This window comes from Nibrella saemangeumensis (assembly GCF_039541915.1).
GTDB classification, from domain to species: domain Bacteria; phylum Bacteroidota; class Bacteroidia; order Cytophagales; family Spirosomataceae; genus Nibrella; species Nibrella saemangeumensis.
The window spans coordinates 201,539-220,550 of record NZ_BAABHD010000084.1; the positions used below are offsets into that span (position 1 = coordinate 201,539).

A 19,012-nucleotide genomic window follows, 5' to 3' on the forward strand; every position below is an offset into this window, starting at 1 on the left:
TACCAATAGATTTGTACTTTTCAAAGGGCTGCGGATGGTCCTAACTGGAACCCCGCTCCACGAGTTTGCTTCCCAACACAAGGCTTTTTCATAAAATTGGACAAGTGAGCTAAGTGCTTAGTTTTGAGTCTTCTCACAGAGTCATCACTAATGCACCCAGCTACCTACCCCCTCCAAGATAAGGCATTTTTCGCTATCCTCGAAGCACATCCTAACCTCGATGACCGCGACAACCGAGGCAAAACTCATTCGCTACCTTTTGTGTTGATGGGGGTTATCATGGCCCTGCTGGCTGGACGAGATGGCAACTTATCGGCCATCCACCGCCACATGAAGAACCAGTTTCAAGCTTTGTGCCTGGCGCTGTCGGTCGAAGCCAAACGAGTCATCTCCCGCGCCCAACTGCCCCGGCTATTGGCCCGCGTGGACCACACGCTCCTGGCTCAACTCATCGGGCAACACTATGGCCTTAGCCTGCCCGAAGGGTTTGTTGACTGGCTCAGTGGCGATGGCAAAGAGTTACGTGGCTCTATCGCCAAAGGCCAACAACGGGGCGAAGTCTGCGTCTCGATCATGGCCCAGGTGCCGGCAGGGGTGGTAGCACAGACGCACTACAACGGCTGTAAGGAAAGTGAGCGGCCCGCCATACTCAACCTACTGACTGATCATGATTTGCTAAAAAGAAAGACCGTCCTTGATGCCCTACACTTCACGCCTGAACTGCTCAAGGCCATCCAGGAAGCTAAGGGGACTTATCTGATTGGCCTCAAGCATAATCAGCCGCTTTTACGTCGTTCGTGTTTTATTCAAACTATGTTACAACCGCCTGGCTTCGAGCGGCTGGATGCGCCCCTGCGCAAGCATGGTCGGCAAGAAGAACGTACCTATGCGTGTTTTGCCATTGATACGATGAGCAAAGCCGGTCGTTGGCAGCTAGTGGGTATGGCTACGCTGGTGCGGGGCATTCGGGTACGTCGGACCTTAACCGGTGTGCAGACCAGCCGCACGACGAGTTATTTTGTCAGCAACCAAATAGTAAAGACTGCCCTGGAGGCTAACGACTTATACGATGCGATTCGTGGTCATTGGCAGATTGAAACGATGCACTATTGTCGGAACGTAGTGTTGGCTGAAGACGATTTGCAAAGTAAGCTTAGCAGCTTGCAGCGCACCATATCAAATCTTAGAACGCTGGCGATGTCCTTATTGCAGTTGTTGAGACCCAAAAACATGGCCGCTCAGCTCGATACTTTCGCCGACTATGTGCACGATCTAATCACCTTTTTAAAACGCAAACTTGTTTTATGAGAAAGTCTTGTCAAGATTAGTAAGTATAAACCGGGTTTTTGGCCGTCCTATTGATCAGTAGACCAAATCCTTTAGCTGACTTTTTAGTCGATAACGTTTGCCCATCAATGCTTAGACTCACCTTTGTTCTTTTTCTCTTTTCGCTTCTTTTAACCAGTCACGCTGGGGTATTGGCCCAGAGCCGCGCCCGACAGGAGCGTACCCAGACCGTCCGCCCGGCTCCGCCCATTCCCCGGCTGGTGAGTGAGAACGGTAACCATACCCTGCTGGTAGACGGTCAGCCTTTTCTCATTCTGGGGGCTCAGATGTGGAATTCGAGCGGCTGGCCGGGTATTCTGGATAAAACATGGCCCCAGCTCCGTGAGCTGAATTGCAACACGCTGGAGGTACCGATCTATTGGGAGCAGATTGAACCCCAGCCGGGCCAGTACGACTTCAGCATCCTGGACAAACTCATCCTGGATGCGCGTCGGGAAAACCTCCGGCTGGTGCTGTTGTGGTTTGCCTCGTTCAAAAACGGGCAGTCGCAGTTTGTGCCGGCCTGGGTGAAAGAAAACACGCAGGAGTACCCCCGCATGCTGGACGGTACGGGCCGGCCGATTCAGGTCTTGTCGACCCTCTCGGAGAAGAACCGCAATGCCGACGCCCGTGCGTTTGCCGCCGTGATGGCGCATATCCGCCGGCTGGACGAGCCCTACCGGACGGTCATCATGATGCAGCCGGAAAACGAACCCGGCTCGCTGGGCACCGATCGCGATTATTCGCCGGCCGCGACAAAGCTGTTCAATGACCAGGTGCCAGCCAGCCTGGTATCGGCGCTGAAAAAACAGCCGGGCACGTGGGCGCAGGTATTTGGCCCGGAAGCGGCCGAAGCGTTCTCGGCCTACCACATGGCCTCGTACATCAACTACATTGCCGAAGCCGGTAAAAAGGAATACCCGCTGCCGATGTACGTAAACGCCTGGATTCGCGAAAACCGCTTTGGCCGGGCGGGCGAGCACCCCAGTGGTGGCCCTACTTCCAACATGCTGGATATCTACAAGGCCGCCGGTCCGGGTATCGATCTGCTGGCGGTCGATATCTACCACCGCAATTACATGCAGTTCCGGGCTCTGTGCGAGAAGTACGGACGCCCGGACAATGCCCTGTTTATCCCCGAAACCGGAAGAGGCATTCCCTTTGCCCGGTTTCATTTCTACGCCATCGGCGATTACAACGCCATCGGGGTAGCGCCCTACGGCATCGATCCCTTTCATGCCGATCCGCACGACAAGCGGGACAAGGAAAAACTCGATACCAAGTTCGCCGGCATTGCCGCCAACTACCGGCTGCTGCGCCCGGCCATTCCGCTGATTACCTCGCTGCAGAAAGCGGGAAAACTGAAGGCCGCTGCGGAAGAGGACGGTTTAGGCGATGAACTGCTGCATTTCAGCCAGTACGACCTGCTGCTTACGTATGGCTTTCCGACGTACCGGGAGGGGAAGGAAATGACCGGCCGGGTGCTGGTAGGGGAGACGGGGCCGGATGAGTTTGTTCTGATCGGGTTCGATACCAAATTCCAGTTCCGCCCGAGGCTGGGCTCGGGCTTTTCGTCGGCCGAGTTCATCTCCGTCGAGGAAGGTACGTTTGAGAACGGGACCTGGAAGAAAATCCGGAACTGGAACGGCGACGAAGTGTACCACTCCACCCTCACGCCCGAGGGGGTAATCCTGAAGGTAAAGCTCCGGGGGCTACAGTCCGATAAGCTCGATACGAAACCGAATTTTGAGCGGTAAGGAGCGTCAGGGACATTGGTAAACAGAATGGGCGATCACCGCGATCGCCCATTCTGTTTGAGAAGAAGTCAGGCCAGCCTATTCGCGGCCGGCTCTTGCTCTTAACTCATTCCGTTTCAGGGTAATGAGGTGGCCAATGGGCTTGTTGTCGCGGTACGTAATCACCCGCAGCGTAATCGGGCCGTCGGGTAACTCAACGGGCTGGGTGTATTTCGTCGACTGATTGTCGGGCATGGTATCATCCAGGCTGTAGTAGATGTCCAGACCCGGCATTTCCGACTCCAGTTGCAGCATCAGTTTATCGCCTTTCATCGTCGTTCTGACAATAGCGTCGTACATAGCGCGGGAGTAGTTGACGTTGGCGGCATCGGCCCGGTCGAAATGCTTCTCAACGCGTCTGGCGAAGTTATCCCAGTTCTTCACCTCTTTTGGCGACCAGTATACTTCCGACAGCGCCCAAGCCCGCGGGTAGGTCATGTACTCAGCGTAGCGGAGGGTTGGTATCTGCTCGGTCCAGAGGTTACCCTGTCCGCCCAGAATGTGTTTGGCATCGACGCCTTCCGGAACCGGGTCAAAGCTGTAGCTTTTCTTCATGCGTAGCCCGGCGTACAGGGGAGGCTCAATAGATGCTTCACCCTGCTGGTAATCCAGGTAGGCAAAGGTAGTCGGGGTCATCACGACATCGTGCCCCATATGAGCCGCTTCGATACCGCCTTTGACGCCCCGCCAGCTCATGACGGTGGCATCGGGGGAGATACCGCCTTCCAGGATCTCATCCCAGCCGAGGAGCCGTTTGCCTTTGGTTTTCAGGATACCTTCGACCCGGTTCATGAAGTAGCCCTGTAGGTCTTCCACGTGCCGGATGTTCAGCTTCTTCATCAGGGCCTGGCAGCCGGGGTCCTGCGCCCAGTAACCTTTGTAGCACTCGTCCCCGCCGACGTGGATGTACTGGTTCGGGAAAAGCGCAGCTACCTCGGTAAAGACCTTGTCCAGAAACTCATACACCTTCTCATCCGACGGGTTCAGCGTATTATCGACCAGCATCTTGAACGTGCCGTTGCCGTACCATTCCGAGAAGGCCGTTCCCGGATTAACCCGCGCATTCGGGTTTTTAGTGCAGCTCAGTTCGGGGTAAGCCGCGATGGCCGCCAGGCTGTGGCCGGGTACGTCGATCTCCGGAATGATGGTCACGTTGCGTTCCTGCGCAAATCGCACGATCTCCCGAATGTCGTCCTGGGTATAAAAACCACCGTAGGAGGCTTGCTCACCCGGTTTGGGATCGGCGCGTTCGCCGAAGTGGCCGGCCCGGGCCACCCGCCAGGCACCCACTTCGGTGAGTTTGGGCAGGGATTTGATCTCGATGCGCCAGCCGTTATCGTCGGTCAGGTGCCAGTGGAAGGTGTTGTACTTTAATTTGGCCAGTTGGTCGATGTAGCGCTTCACCTCGTCTTTGGTGAAGAAATGGCGGCTCACGTCGAGCATGATACCCCGCCAGCCGAACCGGGGGTAATCGGTGATCCGCACCGCCGGCAGGGTCCAGTTTGCTTTTGCGACTGTCTGCCCTTCAATGGCAGCGGGCAGGAGCTGCATCAGGGTCTGTGCTCCGTAGAACAGCCCGGCCGGCTGATTGGCCGAGATGACTACGCCCTTCGGCGTTGATTCCAGCGTGTAGCCCTCTTTGCCAAGCTGGTTGTTGGGGGTATCGTTCAGCCGGAGCTGAATGGCCCCGGTTTTGCCGGACTGCGCTTTCAGGGCGTAACCCGTGGGTGCGTTGAGTCGCTGCGCCAGCAGATCGGCTACGGCTTTGGCTTCGGGTTTGTTGTAGGCAATGGCCGCGCCGTTTTTGAGGCTGTAGGTGCCGCTGAGCATCTGCACCTGAACCGGCTGCGGAATAATGTTAACGGTATTGTTCTGCGCCCTGCCTGTGGTCACTGCCAGCAGAAGCAGGAAAAATAAAGCATTTTTCATGAATAGAGGTTAGGTAAATGATCGCAAGTTAATAAATACCCGACTTACGGCATAATAATCAGCTGGAGACCTTCCCCGCCCTTCAGCGAGACGGGGTAACCGTCGATCAGCGCCTGTCCACTAATCCGGGTAGTTTTGTTGGTGTTGGTCCGGTTGATCAGGATGTATGTTTTCTTTGGATCGACCGCAAACCACTCCTGGAACTGATTGATGCGGGGGTAATTGACCGGCAAATTCAGGTGGTCTTTGTGCAGTTGCGTTCCAAACTTCAGCGTGCCGGTCCAGGGGGTAGTATTGGTATTCGTCACGCTGACGAAGAGATTATCTTTGCTGCTGGCCGCGCCGTAGAGTACCTGCTCGTCCCAGTTGGTCGCGGTGATACCGGCCGTTTTCCACAGGCTGTACATGAGCGTGGTGCGGGCAAAATTACCGTCGCCATGCCAGCCTTCAATGATACCGTTGGGTTGCTGCATGCCCCACATCACCTGAACCTGGCTGTCGAGCCAGGGTTTTACCGAAGGCACCGGCTCGCGGGCGTACAGGTTCAGCGCTCCCTCGATGGCGTCGGCGTACCCGTCGCTGCTACCCTTCTCCCAATCGAAGTTCCGGTAGCGGGTATCCAGGGCGTTCAGGGCTTTGAGCACCGCATCGCGGTAGGCGGGTTTGCTATCGAGCATATACACGGTATACAGCGCGTTGAGGGTATACCCCCAGGTATCAGCAATACCTTTATCCAGAATGGTGCCGGTAACCGGGTTCACCTCGTTGTAAAACAGTCCATCGTCGTTGCGTCCTTTCGCCAGTACACAGTCGAGCATCTCGTGCATATACGGCTGCCACTGTTTTTTCTTCGCAGGGTTGGCGTAATGCACGGCCGCGTAGACCTCCGACAGCCCGGCCACAATTTCGCAGCCGTGGTCGCGCAGCCGCAGGCGTTGCAGGCTGCGGGTAGGCAGGTTGGCGTCGCAGAGGTAGTAGTCGCCCAGTTCAACGGCCCGTTTAAGGTAACTGGGGTTGCCGGTCATCCAGTACATACGCGACAGCACCTGCAGCAGGTCACCGGCGGTTTCCACGTCGGCGCTGTTGCCATAGAACTGTCCTTCCAGGTGAATGGGCAGCCGCACAATTTTTTCCAGATCATCCAGTATGGCCAGCATCCGGTCGGACCAGGGACTTTTGCCCAGCCATTCGGTCAGCGGTATCAGGCCATCTTTCATGTACTCGGCGCTGCCGAACAGCACCTGGCTGGTATCGACTTTCTCGCTGCGGAACGCTTTCCGGGTGAATGAATAGGTGTCGGGCAGGTTGCCGATGCGGGCGGTCATTTTCTTTTCGGTATTCAGCATATCCAGCATCCGGCCTTTAAACAGGGCCGGCTTCAGAATGGCGGAGGTCATCACCATAAAGGGGTAATTGTCGGCGGCAGCGTCCCAGGCGTTCCAGAAGTCGCGGCTTTCTTTCAGGTTGCGGGGGATCAGGCCGGTGGCGGAGTCGGCCTGGGCGAGCCAGCCGGTTACGTAGCGGTCGCAGCGTTTGAAGCCTTCGTTGGCCAGCCGCCCGTTGCTGGCGGCCTCCTCAAACAATTGGGTTGAGGTTTGCGCCTGGGCCGACGCCAGCAGGCAGAAACCGGAAAAGAACAGGAGGAGTTGTTTCATAGGGGTATTCGTTACGGGTAGTTGCGACGGCCGGAGGGATCCGGAACTAGTTTGCGCAAAATTAATCTCTATCTTTAACGCCAGACCCGCCGGGCGGATTGTCTGGCAAAACCAGCGCTCACCCGCCCGGTACTGACTTGTAATATTAATGATTCAATTGATGATTCGATGCAAGTAACGCTAAAAAGCAGACTCTATTGGGGGTTTAGTTTAGCCGTCGCCCTGATCATCCTCATCGGTGTGTTGTCGTACCAGACCTTCCGGCGACAATCGTACGAAGCCGATTGGGTGAAGCACACATACCGGGTGATCAACCAGCTTGAAAATATTCAGAAAGTGCTGCTCGACATGGAAGCGTCCCGGCGGGGTTTCCGGAGCACCAACGAACGACGCTTTCTGGTGCCTTACAATAATGGCCTGCGCACCATCGGTCCCACCGTTGAAGCGCTTACGGAAGTGGTGGCCGACAACCCCGATCAACTGGCCCGCGCCCGGCAGGTTCAGGCCGACGTCAACGGCTTACTCCAGTACTGGGTGGACCTGGGTTACGACGCCGGCCGGTATAATCGCCAGGATATCGTGCGCATTACCGATATCGAAAAAAGCTGGATGGACAGCCTCCGGAACCAGCTGGTCAAGATGATCGAAAGCGAACAGAAACTGCTGACGCAGCGTGAAATGGAAGCGGACCGGGCGGTCGACAACGCCACCTTGTCGCTGGTCCTGGGAACCATCGGTATTCTGGTCATTGTCGGGATTCTGATGTTCCTGATCATCCGGGAGTTCAACCGCCGTCGCCAGGCGGAGCAGGAACTGCAGCGAAACCTGAACCAGCTTGAAAACCTAAACCAGGAGAGTGAGGAAAAGAACTGGCTGCTGTCGGGCGCAGCCACGATTCATGCGAGCATGCAGGGGGTAGCGGATGTCCCTACCCTGGCCGAGGCCGCCATTAAGGCCGTCACCCGTTTTCTGGATGTACCCGTGGGCGCTTTCTATGCGTTTCGGAACGAACCCGGCCAACTGGTGCTTACTGCGGCCGAAGCGCTGCCCAATTCAGCCCGGATGACCTTTGCTGTGGGTGAGGGCCTGATTGGACAGGCCGCTACCCGGCCGGAACTGTATGTGGTTAAAGAAGTGCCGGCCGACTACTGGCCCATCCGGTCAGGCATCGGCCAGGCCCGGCCGGGAGAGGTGGCGCTGGTGCCGCTTTGGTATGACCGGGAGGTGAAAGGGGTTCTGGAACTGGCTTCGTTCCGGCCGTTCGACGCCCGGCAACTGGACTTTCTGAACGTTGTCGCCAGCAATATCGCCGTCGCGCTGAACGCGGCCGATGCGCGGGAAAAGGTGATGTCGCTGCTGGAGAAGGTGCAGGAGCAGAAGGAAGAGCTGGAAAACCAGCAGGAAGAACTTCGGCAAACCAACGAGGAACTGGTTCGCCAGACCGAAATCCTGCAGTCGTCGGAGGAAGAGCTGAAGGTGCAGGAAGAGGAACTTCGCCAGATCAATACCGAACTGGAAGAAAAGAACGAGGCCGTGGAGACGGCCCGGCAGGCGCTGGCCCTGAAAGCCCGCGAACTGGAAGTGACCAGCCAGTACAAGTCAGAATTTCTGGCCAATATGTCGCACGAACTGCGGACCCCCCTCAACAGCGTGCTGATTCTGGCGAAACTGCTGGCGGAAAACAAAGCCCGGAACCTGACCGACAAACAGATTGAATACGCCAACATCATTAATAAATCGGGCACCAGCCTGCTCGATCTGATCAACGATATTCTGGACCTGGCGAAGATCGAAGCCGGTAAGATCGACCTGCACATGGAGATAGTGCCGGTTACCAGTATTGTGGAGGACCTGAAACAACTGTTTACGGTGGTAGCCGAGCAGAAGGGCGTGCGGTTTGTAACCCGCATTGACGAGACCGCACCGGCCGACCTCTGCACCGATAAGCACCGGCTGGAACAGGTTATCAAGAATTTGCTGTCCAATGCCTTCAAGTTTACCCCAAAGGGCGGTACCGTTACGCTGTCGGTTGAAACGGCCCAAACCCGGCGGCTGCTGTTTACGACCGAGGGCCTGACCACCGCCGATCAGGTGCTGGCCATTGCCGTTACCGATACCGGCATCGGCATACCGGCCGATAAGCAGCAGCTTATTTTTGAGGCCTTTCAGCAGGCCGACGGTTCCACCAGTCGCAAGTATGGGGGAACTGGCCTGGGGCTGTCTATTGCCAGGGAACTGATCCGGAAGCTGGGTGGGGAGGTGTTCATACAGAGCGAATCCGGTCGGGGCAGTACCTTTACAATATACCTGCCGATCCGCCAGGCTATGGTCCGGCCGGTAGCTGCCAAACCCACCGAAATCCCCGTTTCGCTACCCGCCCTGCCGCTTAATGGCGTGGAGGAGCAGACGGAACTGCCCGATGACCGGCATACCCTGAACGGGAATGACCGTGTCATGCTCATCATTGAAGACGATCCGAACTTTGCCGCTGTAGTTCAGGATTTTGCCCGCCAGAAAGGCTACAAAACACTGGTGGCGCTGCGGGGTGACGAAGGACTGTATTACGCCCGCACCTACCGGCCCACGGCCATCACCCTCGACCTGAAACTGCCCGGTATCGACGGCTGGCAACTTCTGAAGCTGCTTAAAAGCGACGAGACTCTGAAGCATATACCGGTACACGTGATTTCGGCTGTCGATGAGCCTCTGCCGGTCACAGGCGGGGCGACGGCGTACCTCAAAAAACCAGTAGCGAAAGAAGACCTCGAACAGGCGTTTACCCAGATTGGCCGGCAACTGCCGGCGGAAGTAAAAAAGGTGCTGGTGCTGTCGGGTAACTACCTGAGCCAGGATTCGCTGAAACAACTCATCAACGACCGTAGTTTCGACTTTGCGTGTGACTATGCCGCCACCGAAGAGGAGGCCCGGCAGATGGTAAAAGCGCAGCGGTACGACTGTATTATTGCCGATATAGGTGAGGACCTCAAAAAAGGCGTCGACGAACTACAGGCGCTGCAGAATGATCCCGACACCGACGAAATACCGGTCATTATTTACCTGGCCCAGGATCTGTCGGCTTCCGATGAACTGCAGCTAAAACGGCTGTCGGACGTCATTATCCGCGACTCATCGCGTTCCAAAGAACGGCTGATGGACGAACTGGAACTGTTCCTGTACAAGATTCAGGAAACTGCACCAAGGTCGGTCCCCCGCTACGAAACGGCGCTCGGCGACGAAGCGCTGCTGGGAAAGAAAGTGCTGCTTGCCGACGATGATATGCGGAATGTTTTTGCCCTGAGTACCCTGCTGGAAGAGCAGCAGATGACTGTGCTGACGGCCGGCGATGGCAAAGAAGCCCTGGAATTACTGAACCAGCATCCGGATATACATATTGTGCTGATGGACGTGATGATGCCCGACATGGACGGCTACGAAGCCACCCGGCAGATTCGGAGTGACCCGCGCTTTGCCAGACTGCCGGTGATTGCCCTGACGGCCAAAGCCATGCCGGGCGATCGCGAAAAAAGCCTGGAAGCCGGCGCGTCAGATTATATTACCAAGCCTGTCGACAGCCAGAAGCTGTTTTCGCTGATGCGGGTGTGGCTATCCCGGTAACTGATGGTATGAGTAGTCAGCACGAGATTAATCCTGAAGAACTAAACGCGATCATTGACCTGATCCGGCTGCAGTACGGGTATGATTTTAGCGATTATGCGCCGGCCTCCTTCCGGCGCCGGATTGCCCGGTGCATGAGCACGGCGGGTATTAAAACAGCGTATGATCTGAAGTTTCACCTGCTCAACGACAAACCCTTTTTCGGGTGGTTCCTGCAGTCCATCACCGTAAACGTCACGGAGATGTTCCGCGATCCGGCTTTCTACAAAATGCTGCGGGAGCAGGTGCTGCCAACGCTGGCGTCGTATCCGGTGCTGAAGATCTGGCACGCGGGCTGTGCCACCGGCGAAGAAGTGTTTTCCATGGCCATTCTGCTGCAGGAAGAAGGGCTGCTCCGGCGTACGCGCATTTACGCTACCGACCTGAACCCGGCTAATCTGGAGAGGGCCCGGACGGGTATTGTGCCGCTGCAGCACATGCGCGATTATACGTTCAATTACATTCAGTCGGGCGGTAAGAACGAATTTTCATCGTACTACACGGCCCGGTACGAAAATGCGATTATCGACAAAGAACTCCGGCAAAACATCTTATTTTCGCCCCACAACCTGGTAACCGACCAGGTATTTAACGAATTCCAGCTGATCTGCTGCCGCAACGTGCTGATCTACTTTAACAAAGTCCTGCAGAACCGGGTCATTCACCTCTTCTACGACAGCCTGTCGCCCCTGGGGTACCTGGCCATCGGCATGAAAGAGTCGCTGCTTTTTTCGGATATTCGGGATCGTTTTGACGTAGTCAGCGCAACAACCAAGGTTTTCAGACGTAAAATGTAAGGCAGGTATGGTAAACGAACCGGACTTGGAAATTATCGTGATCGGCGGCTCGGCCGGGAGTATTTCGGTTATGATCCAGATCCTGTCGGCCTTGCCGCTTCAGTTTCCGCTCAGCATCGTCATTGTGCTGCACCGGCTGAAAAACGTGTCGAGCGAGATGAACAAGATCCTTTCGATGGGCCGGCGCGGGCTCAATATTCACGAGCCCGACGATAAGGAGCCGGTTCAGCCCGGAACAATCTACCTGGCTCCCCAAAATTACCATCTGTTGGTCGAAGCCGATAAAAGTTTTGGTTTAGACTATTCGGAGCTGGTCAATTATAGCCGGCCCGCCATTGATGTGACCTTTGAGAGCGTGGCGCAGGTATTCGGGCCCAAAGCCGTTGGGGTGCTGCTGAGCGGGGCTAATCACGACGGCGCGGCTGGCCTGCAGGCTATTGTGGAGCAGGGCGGCCGCGGTATTGTGCAGGACCCGGAAACGGCCGAATACCCGACTATGCCCCGCGCGGCACTGGCCAAAACCCAACGAGTAGACATTTTTACCCCGCAGCAGATTGTTACCTATCTGGAGTCACTCTGCTGTTAATTTATTTGCGAATGCATACCTACCTAAACCAGAATGAATTTACAATCCTGCTGGTCGACGACCGGGAAGAAAACCTGCTTTCCCTGGAAGACATGCTGGCCCAGGAGGGCCGACAGTTTATTAAAGCCACCTCGGGCAATGAGGCCCTTCGGCATGTGCTGAAAAACGACCGCATCGGGCTGATCATGCTCGATGTGCAAATGCCCGGCATGGACGGCTTTGAGGTAGCCCGGCTCCTGAAGGCCAATCCAAAAACGCGCCATATTTCCATCATTTTTGTAACGGCCATCAGCAAAGAAGAGCAGTATGTGCTGCGGGGCTTTGATGAAGGGGCCGTCGATTACCTGCAAAAACCGCTGGATATCGGCGTTACCAAGGCGAAGGTGCGGGTGTTTGAGCAGCTTTATTTTTACCAGCAGGAGCTCCGGAAGACCGCCGGCGAACTGGAGAGCATCAACAAGCAGCTCGAAAAGTTTGTGTACATCGTAGCCCATGACCTGAAATCTCCGCTGACGGGCATTATGGCGCTGCTCTCCCTGCTGGAGATGAAGAGCGACCGGCAGGCCGTAAAGCCCGAGGAACTGCGTGAATACGTGGATGAACTGAAGCTGGCCACCTACCACCTCTCCGACATGATTACGTCCATTCTGGAGTATTCCCGGAAAAGCGTTGGGCAGCAGACCGTCGAGGAAGTTGATGTACAGGAACTGGTGCAGGAGATTGCGTTTCTGCTGTTTCCGCCCCGGCATATCGAAATCCGGGTACACGAACCCTTGCCCGTCCTGAGAACAAAAAAGCTGAAACTCCAGCAGGTGTTTCAGAATCTGCTCAGCAACGCCGTCAAATACAACGACAAGGAGCGGGGACTCATTGAGGTCGGCAGCCGCGACAAGGACCTCTTTGTTGAGTTTTACGTCCGGGACAACGGACCCGGTGTTTCGGAGGAAGAGCAGGATCAATTGTTCGAACTCTTTCGGACGGCCGGCGGCAAGGCGCATACCGAAAGCAGTACCGGCGTGGGGCTGAATATCCTGAAAATGCTGGTCGAGGAGCAGGGAGGCAAAATCCGGGTCGAGTCGGAGCCGGAGCGGGGGAGTACCTTTTATTTTGACTGGAAGAAGTAACCAGAATACCCGCCCGACAGTCATCGTTACCGCCCGATAGGTTATTCACGAACCTGAGGCCCGGATGGGTTGTTAATTATTTTTTTGTGTCTAATTTTACGGTCCACAATAAGCAACCGAATGCCCGATTTTGCGCCGTTGGTTTTTCAAAAAGCTGCCGTTGCGTTGGGATTGTCGATGCTAGTGCTGCTGCTCTGGCAAACTCGAAAAACAGTCCGAATCGCTCCGTCATACCACACAACCTTATTTTTACTTTCGTTTCTTTGCTTCCGTATCATTCCGTTTATTCTGGTCTACGTCATTTTAGACTATGATACCCGCTCGGATGTGCCCATGTTCTATGATTCGGCCGTAGAAGCGCTGAAACTGAAAGTAGTTTACCGGGAATTCGATACGGCGTATTCCCCTTTATTTCCCTACCTGACGGCATTGCCGCTGATGGTCTGGAACAGCCCCAAAGCCATTCTTCTCCTGCTCATGCTGACCGAAGGCGTCACGCTCTGGCTAACCTACAAGCTCTATCTGCCGTCTGTGGACCGGTTACGTTACAGCGATGATTTGCTGCGAAAAATAATGCTGTACCTGATGCTGCCAATCCCGTTCGTCTTATCCGTGTTAGGAGGGCAGGAGGATATTCTGATGTGGTTGTTTGGCGCGTGGGCGTTGCTGATCTGGCGCCGGAAACGGGATGACCTGTGGATTGGTATTGTACTGGGACTGGGTATGGTAGTAACCAAGGCTATTCTGGTGCTGACCCTGATCCCGGTATTTTTTCTGGTGCAGAACCGGTTCCGGTACGTGCTGGGGCTGATTATAGTAGGACTGCCGTCGCTGGTGATCATGTACGCGCTGGCCGGATTGGAATTTCTGGAGCCCATTCAACAGGCTAATGATCCCCGCACGCCTAATCTGTGGACCATTCTGCGGCCGGCCCTGGGCGATATTGTACCGCTGGGTCGGAAAAGCCTGAACTGGGTCGGGCTGGTTTCTATCTTAGGACTGGCCAGTTTTGTCGGGTATGCCTACCGGCGGCAAGGGCGCTTTTTCGACGGGTTCATTGTGCTCTGGATTGTTACTTACGCCTTTATGATGATTGTTCAGCAGAGTTCGCTGGCCAATTACGCCTATATTTTTATCATGCCCCTGGTGTTTGCCGCCATTTCGTTTGATAAGAAATCGCACCTGCTTTTGTTGCTTGCTTTTAACTTTACCATCGTTGTTCAGCCTCCGATCTGGTGGGGCATGGATATGCCGCTCTTCACCAGTCTGGCTGACTTTGCCAATGGCTGGGCGCTGACGGAATACCTGCTGGAGATCATCATCGTAGGCTGTTTGCTCTACATCATCAACCTGTTCCGAACATTACCCAAAGTATCGCCTTAATGATAAAAGTTGGCTTAGTCGGTTACGGATATTGGGGTATCAACCTGCTCCGTAACTTTATGAACGCGAAGAACTGCACCGTAAAAACTGTCTGTGACCCACGCCCCGACCGCCTGGAGGTAGCCAAACGCAGTTACCCCACCGTCGATCTGACGCGAGCGTACGACGACCTGCTGAAAGACCCCGAAATCGATGCCATTATTCTGGCTACGCCGGTATTCTCGCATTACCCGCTGGCGAAGCAGGCCCTGCTGGCCGGTAAGCACGTGCTGGTCGAAAAACCCTTTACCGCCAGCGTAGCGCATGCTGAAGAACTGATTGAACTGGCCGAACAGCGGGGCCTGGTCATTATGGTTGATCATACGTTCCTGTACACCGGATCGGTGCAGAAAATCAAAGCCCTTTGCGAAGCCGGTGAAATCGGGAAGCTGCAATACTTCGACTCGACACGCATCAACCTGGGTCTGTTCCAGTCAGACGTAAATGTAATCTGGGATCTGGCTCCGCATGATATTTCGATTCTGTTCCACCTGATCAGCCGGCAGCCGGTTAGCCTGACGGCCACCGGAAAAGCGCACGCCATCAACAAAATCGAGAATATTGCTTACCTCACGCTGCATTTTGATTCGGATTTTATTGCCCACTTTACCTGCTCCTGGATTTCGCCCCTGAAAGTGCGCCGGATCCTGATCGGTGGCGACAGGAAAATGGTCTTGTACGATGATGTGGAACCGACTGAAAAAGTAAAGATTTATGATACGACTTATAAAGTCGATACGTCGGAACAGGAAAAATACAAGATGATGGTCGACTACCGGACGGGCGATATTTTTATCCCGAAAGTAGCGCAGAAGGAAGCCCTGGCCGAAATGGCCGCTGACTTTGTCAGTTCAATTCTGGACAACAAAAAACCAATGGTCGACGGTCACAAAGGCCTGGAGGTCGTCCGGGTCCTCGAAGCTGCCGAAACCTCGATCAAGCAAAACGGAAAAGAGATTTATTTATAAATATGGAGATCCTCACCGAAAACTCACCCAAACGCTCGCTGAACAATGTAAAAGTTGGTGAAGGCGTTAAGATTTACGATTTTGTCAACGCGTACCATTGTTCCATTGATGATGGTTCCAAAGTTGGCACGTTTGTGGAGATTCAGCGGGGGGCCACCATCGGCAAAAACTGCAAAATCTCCAGCCATAGCTTTATCTGCGAGGGTGTTCATATCGAAGATAACGTGTTTATCGGCCATAACGTGACCTTCATCAACGACCGCTTTCCCCGTGCGACCAACCCCGACGGTTCCATTCAGACCGATGCTGACTGGACGATGGAGGAGACCTGGGTGAAAAAAGGAGCGTCGATCGGCTCGAGTGTGACCATCCTGTGCGGAGTTACCATCGGCGAAGGTGCTATTGTGGGAGCCGGTTCGGTCGTGACGAAGAACGTTAAACCAAATACGATTGTGGCCGGTAATCCGGCGAAAGTCATTCGACAAGTAGATCAAAACTAGAGAAACTATGCTTGCTGCTGTCCATAAAGTCCCGTTTCTGGATCTGAAGAAACAATATCACCAGATCAGAGACGAAGTGCTGAAAGTAACCGAAGAGGTATTTGAGTCCAATGCGTTTTCGGGCGGCCCGTACGTCGAAAAGTTTGAAAAGAACTTCGCCGACTATTGCGGTACGTCGTATGCCATGGGCGTTAATAACGGCACGACGGCGCTCCAGCTGGCGATGCTGGCGCTGGGCGTTGGGCCGGGCGACGAGATAATCGTACCGGCCAACACGTTTATTGCTACGGCCTGGGGCGCTTCGCACGTGGGGGCTACACCGGTCTTCGTCGACTGTGATCCGGATACCTGGGAGATCGATCCGGCCCGCATTGAGGAGCGCATCACCGACCGAACCAAAGTGATCGCCGGAGTGCATCTGTACGGTCAGCCGTTTGATGTGGCAGCCGTGAAAGCGGTAGCCGATAAGAATGGTCTCTTTATGGTAGAAGATGCCGCTCAGGCTCACGGTGCCCGCTACAACGGAACCCGCATCGGTGGGTTTGGCGAAATGGCCTGCTTCAGCTTCTATCCAGGGAAAAACCTGGGTGCCTATGGGGAAGCGGGCGGTTTGACGACTAACAATAAAGCGTACTACGACCATATCCAGAGTCTGCGCAATCACGGTTGCCAGGTGCGCTACTACCACGACGAGATCGGCTATAACATGCGCATGGATGGTCTGCAGGGCGCTATTCTGGACATCAAGCTGCGGTACATCGACGGCTGGAACGCCCGTCGGCAGCAGATTGCCCGGATGTACCAGCAGGGCATTACCCATACCGGCGTGAAAATGCAGCGGCAGCCCGACTTTGCCGAGTCGGTATACCACCTGTTTGTGGTGACGGTTGAGGACCGGGAGGACTTTATGAAATACCTGAACGACAACAACGTATTTCCGGGCTTGCACTATCCGGTGCCCTGCCATTTGCAGAAGGCTTACGCCCATCTGAACTACCAGCGGGGCGACTTTCCCAATGCCGAATATCTGGCCGACCATTGCGTGTCGTTACCAATGTTTGCTGAGCTGAGCGACGACGAAGTGAACTACGTAATTGAGGTAATCAACCGGTACTGATGGAGCAAACTTGGAGCATTGTCGTATTCTGCTACAACGAAGTCGTTACGGTTGAGAAGGTCGTCACCAAACTCATCCGGACGTTTGACGAACACCGGCCGGGCCGCTACGAAATTATCATCGTAGACGACGGCAGTTCCGACGGCTCCGATGGCGTTATCAAAAAACTGGCCGGCGCTTTTCCGGTCATCCGGCCAGTTTTCCACAAAACGAACCGGGGTATCGGTCATGCGTTGCGCTCGGGGTACGCCGAAGCCCGGCACGAAAACATTACCGCCGTGCCGGCCGATGCACAGTTTAATACCGACGAACTGATTCCATACCTCAACGTAGCACCGGGTTCGTTTGTGTCGTATTTCCGGCTCGAAAATACCACATATACTATGGCGCGCAATGCGCTGTCGTATGCCAACCGGCTGGTCAACCGCTTTTTTCTGGGCTTCGACCTGAAGGATGTCAACTGGGTGAAGATTTACAAAAACGAAGACCTGCGGAAGCTGAATCTGGAAATTGAAAGTTCGCTGGTCGAGAGCGAGATTTGCGCCAAGCTGCTCAGCCTGGGGCGTCGGGTGGAGCAGGTGGAGTCGAAGTACCACCCGCGGGAAGCGGGCGTCAGCAAAGGCGCTTCCTGGAAGATTGTTCGGCAGGCCCTCCGCGATACCCTGACGCTGTCGGTGGTGCTCCGGCGTTTTAAAACGCAGCGGAACGCGCAGCGGGCGGTGCCTGCCTCCAATCTGTAGCGATTGCCGGCGCTTACGTATACCCTAAAACAAAGAAGGCGGCCTGTGCTTATGATAAGCACAGGCCGCCTTCTTTGTGAGGTGATCAGTGGGTGCGTTCAGACTGCTTTAGGGGCAGCGGATTGCGTAGGGGTGTACACCTTAGCGGGTGACGTATTTTTTGGGTTGTTGGATTCCTTGCAATCAAAATGCGTTTTCAACTCAAGAAAACTCTTCCCGGACATCTGCGCCATCAATCGGATCTGCTGGTATTTCTCTGTTTTCATGGTTAAAAGAATATAGTGGTAAGCGAATTAAATATTGGTATAAAAGACAGAATTGCCAAATTTTTATAAAGTAATTTTTAGAATGATCTATGATTAATTTCGAAAATGCAATATTTTTAGAATTAATATAATTTTATGATACTCTTATAACTTTTGCTCATCAAAGCATCCACTACACCAGCGACGAGACCGTCAGCTGCTGCAACGCTTTAAAATACCGCTCATAGCTGTTCAGGTCGGTAAACAGGAAAAGAAACGGTTCAATCAGTTCAAGCTCCATCAGCACAAACTGCCCGTCGACCAGTGTGCCGTCAACACGGGCATACAGACAATCTTTGGCGAAGCGATGGACATATGCTTCGGCATGTTGGATCAACTCCGCCGATGGGGGCTGGGGATGAATGGTTCCGCCGAGGTAATGCTGCACCCGGAAATCACCAGCTTTGGCCTTCTTCAGCACGGCATGGCTGAACCTGCCGTTGAAGAACAGCAGCGACCATTCGCCCTCCTCCTGTATTTGCGGCAGAAATGGCTGGACCATAAACGATTCCTGCTGCAGCAAACCATTTAGTTTAGGCGTAAATTCGGTGAGCTGCTCAGGGGTAATGGCATACGTATTTTTCGAGCCAGCGCTGATGCAGGGCTTTACGATTAACTTAACACTGTTAAATTGGTCGAAGTACGCGGCTAAGTCGGCTTTATGGCCTTTTTCCACAAATAAGGTTGGCGTAACCGGCAACCCGGCTGCGGCAATATCGCGCAGGTAATGCTTGTCGCTGTTCCATCGGACAACCTCATACGGGTTTAGCAGCGGTACGTTTTTCTGCTTCAACTCTTCCAGCCAGGCGTAGAACAGATCGATTTTCTCGAAATAATCCCAGGGGGCTTTCAGCAGGGCCAGATCAAAATGGGACCAGTCGGCGAGTGGGTCGGTCCAGAGCATGAAGTGAATATCAAGCCCTTTCTGTTTCAGGAACTGGAATAGCTTTTGGTCTTCATTCTCCACCGGTGAGGCATAGGTGCCGATGTCTTCGTAGCAGATATAGGCAATTTTCATGGCGCAAAAATCGGGAAAACGGTAAAAGGAACCTAACTATTGCTTTATTCTGTACAGGAGCCAATTTGATCTGGG

The 19,012-nt window shown here is 54.5% G+C and carries 14 protein-coding genes; 11 read left to right on the top strand and 3 right to left on the bottom strand.

Annotated elements, in window-relative coordinates; translation table 11 throughout:
- Nucleotides 1–150: 150 nt before the first annotated feature.
- Complete coding sequence (locus ABD949_RS28565) at nucleotides 151–1,308, top strand: ISAs1 family transposase (RefSeq protein ID WP_345249584.1); 1,158 nt, start codon at nucleotides 151–153, stop codon at nucleotides 1,306–1,308.
- 107 nt (nucleotides 1,309–1,415) lie between these two features.
- On the top strand, nucleotides 1,416–3,083 hold the full coding sequence (locus ABD949_RS28570; protein WP_345249586.1) for a DUF5597 domain-containing protein: 1,668 nt from the start codon (nucleotides 1,416–1,418) through the stop codon (nucleotides 3,081–3,083).
- Nucleotides 3,084–3,161: 78 nt separating this feature from the next.
- On the opposite strand, the gene ABD949_RS28575 is transcribed toward ABD949_RS28570, so the two are convergent.
- Together ABD949_RS28575 and ABD949_RS28580 are read right to left on the bottom strand one after the other, a co-directional pair.
- Nucleotides 3,162–5,051 (bottom strand): beta-N-acetylhexosaminidase, encoded by a 1,890-nt coding sequence (locus ABD949_RS28575; protein ID WP_345249588.1) that lies wholly within the window; start codon nucleotides 5,049–5,051, stop codon nucleotides 3,162–3,164.
- 44 nt (nucleotides 5,052–5,095) lie between these two features.
- Nucleotides 5,096–6,706, bottom strand: a complete 1,611-nt coding sequence (locus ABD949_RS28580) for a hypothetical protein (RefSeq protein ID WP_345249590.1) — start codon at nucleotides 6,704–6,706, stop codon at nucleotides 5,096–5,098.
- A gap of 168 nt (nucleotides 6,707–6,874) precedes the next feature.
- Between ABD949_RS28580 and ABD949_RS28585 the strand changes: the two genes are divergently transcribed.
- From ABD949_RS28585 to ABD949_RS28625, 9 genes are all read left to right on the top strand, one after another.
- Nucleotides 6,875–10,321 (top strand): hybrid sensor histidine kinase/response regulator, encoded by a 3,447-nt coding sequence (locus tag ABD949_RS28585; RefSeq protein ID WP_345249592.1) that lies wholly within the window; start codon nucleotides 6,875–6,877, stop codon nucleotides 10,319–10,321.
- An 8-nt stretch (nucleotides 10,322–10,329) separates the two neighbouring features.
- Nucleotides 10,330–11,157 (top strand): CheR family methyltransferase, encoded by an 828-nt coding sequence (locus ABD949_RS28590; RefSeq protein WP_345249594.1) that lies wholly within the window; start codon nucleotides 10,330–10,332, stop codon nucleotides 11,155–11,157.
- Between the two features lie 7 nt (nucleotides 11,158–11,164).
- Nucleotides 11,165–11,743 carry a chemotaxis protein CheB gene (locus ABD949_RS28595; protein ID WP_345249596.1) on the top strand — a complete coding sequence of 193 codons (579 nt, stop codon included), beginning with the start codon at nucleotides 11,165–11,167 and terminating at the stop codon, nucleotides 11,741–11,743.
- 11 nt (nucleotides 11,744–11,754) lie between these two features.
- Nucleotides 11,755–12,867 (top strand): sensor histidine kinase, encoded by a 1,113-nt coding sequence (locus ABD949_RS28600; protein ID WP_345249598.1) that lies wholly within the window; start codon nucleotides 11,755–11,757, stop codon nucleotides 12,865–12,867.
- A gap of 120 nt (nucleotides 12,868–12,987) precedes the next feature.
- Nucleotides 12,988–14,250 (top strand): hypothetical protein, encoded by a 1,263-nt coding sequence (locus ABD949_RS28605; protein ID WP_345249600.1) that lies wholly within the window; start codon nucleotides 12,988–12,990, stop codon nucleotides 14,248–14,250.
- Complete coding sequence (locus tag ABD949_RS28610) at nucleotides 14,250–15,257, top strand: Gfo/Idh/MocA family protein (protein WP_345249602.1); 1,008 nt, start codon at nucleotides 14,250–14,252, stop codon at nucleotides 15,255–15,257. Before ABD949_RS28605 ends, ABD949_RS28610 begins: the two co-directional genes overlap by 1 nt.
- 2 nt (nucleotides 15,258–15,259) lie before the next feature.
- A complete protein-coding gene (locus tag ABD949_RS28615) occupies nucleotides 15,260–15,757 on the top strand; it encodes an acyltransferase (RefSeq protein ID WP_345249604.1) in 498 nt (165 codons plus the stop codon).
- Nucleotides 15,758–15,764: 7 nt separating this feature from the next.
- Complete coding sequence (locus ABD949_RS28620) at nucleotides 15,765–16,874, top strand: DegT/DnrJ/EryC1/StrS family aminotransferase (RefSeq protein WP_345249606.1); 1,110 nt, start codon at nucleotides 15,765–15,767, stop codon at nucleotides 16,872–16,874.
- Nucleotides 16,874–17,614 (top strand): glycosyltransferase family 2 protein, encoded by a 741-nt coding sequence (locus tag ABD949_RS28625; RefSeq protein WP_345249608.1) that lies wholly within the window; start codon nucleotides 16,874–16,876, stop codon nucleotides 17,612–17,614. Before ABD949_RS28620 ends, ABD949_RS28625 begins: the two co-directional genes overlap by 1 nt.
- A gap of 438 nt (nucleotides 17,615–18,052) precedes the next feature.
- On the opposite strand, the gene ABD949_RS28630 is transcribed toward ABD949_RS28625, so the two are convergent.
- Nucleotides 18,053–18,937, bottom strand: a complete 885-nt coding sequence (locus ABD949_RS28630) for an ATP-grasp domain-containing protein (RefSeq protein WP_345249611.1) — start codon at nucleotides 18,935–18,937, stop codon at nucleotides 18,053–18,055.
- Between the last annotated feature and the right edge of the window lie 75 nt (nucleotides 18,938–19,012).

Bases quoted from the DNA above. Each gene is read 5' to 3' on its own strand.
- ABD949_RS28595 (WP_345249596.1), top strand. From the start codon at position 11,165: ATGGTAAACGAACCGGACTTGGAAATTATCGTGATCGGCGGCTCGGCC.
- ABD949_RS28625 (WP_345249608.1), top strand. From the start codon at position 16,874: ATGGAGCAAACTTGGAGCATTGTCGTATTCTGCTACAACGAAGTCGTT.
- ABD949_RS28565 (WP_345249584.1), top strand. From the start codon at position 151: ATGCACCCAGCTACCTACCCCCTCCAAGATAAGGCATTTTTCGCTATC.
- ABD949_RS28570 (WP_345249586.1), top strand. From the start codon at position 1,416: ATGCTTAGACTCACCTTTGTTCTTTTTCTCTTTTCGCTTCTTTTAACC.
- ABD949_RS28610 (WP_345249602.1), top strand. From the start codon at position 14,250: ATGATAAAAGTTGGCTTAGTCGGTTACGGATATTGGGGTATCAACCTG.
- ABD949_RS28590 (WP_345249594.1), top strand. From the start codon at position 10,330: ATGAGTAGTCAGCACGAGATTAATCCTGAAGAACTAAACGCGATCATT.
- ABD949_RS28585 (WP_345249592.1), top strand. From the start codon at position 6,875: ATGCAAGTAACGCTAAAAAGCAGACTCTATTGGGGGTTTAGTTTAGCC.
- ABD949_RS28605 (WP_345249600.1), top strand. From the start codon at position 12,988: ATGCCCGATTTTGCGCCGTTGGTTTTTCAAAAAGCTGCCGTTGCGTTG.
- ABD949_RS28575 (WP_345249588.1), bottom strand. From the start codon at position 5,051: ATGAAAAATGCTTTATTTTTCCTGCTTCTGCTGGCAGTGACCACAGGC.
- ABD949_RS28580 (WP_345249590.1), bottom strand. From the start codon at position 6,706: ATGAAACAACTCCTCCTGTTCTTTTCCGGTTTCTGCCTGCTGGCGTCG.
- ABD949_RS28620 (WP_345249606.1), top strand. From the start codon at position 15,765: ATGCTTGCTGCTGTCCATAAAGTCCCGTTTCTGGATCTGAAGAAACAA.
- ABD949_RS28600 (WP_345249598.1), top strand. From the start codon at position 11,755: ATGCATACCTACCTAAACCAGAATGAATTTACAATCCTGCTGGTCGAC.
- ABD949_RS28615 (WP_345249604.1), top strand. From the start codon at position 15,260: ATGGAGATCCTCACCGAAAACTCACCCAAACGCTCGCTGAACAATGTA.
- ABD949_RS28630 (WP_345249611.1), bottom strand. From the start codon at position 18,937: ATGAAAATTGCCTATATCTGCTACGAAGACATCGGCACCTATGCCTCA.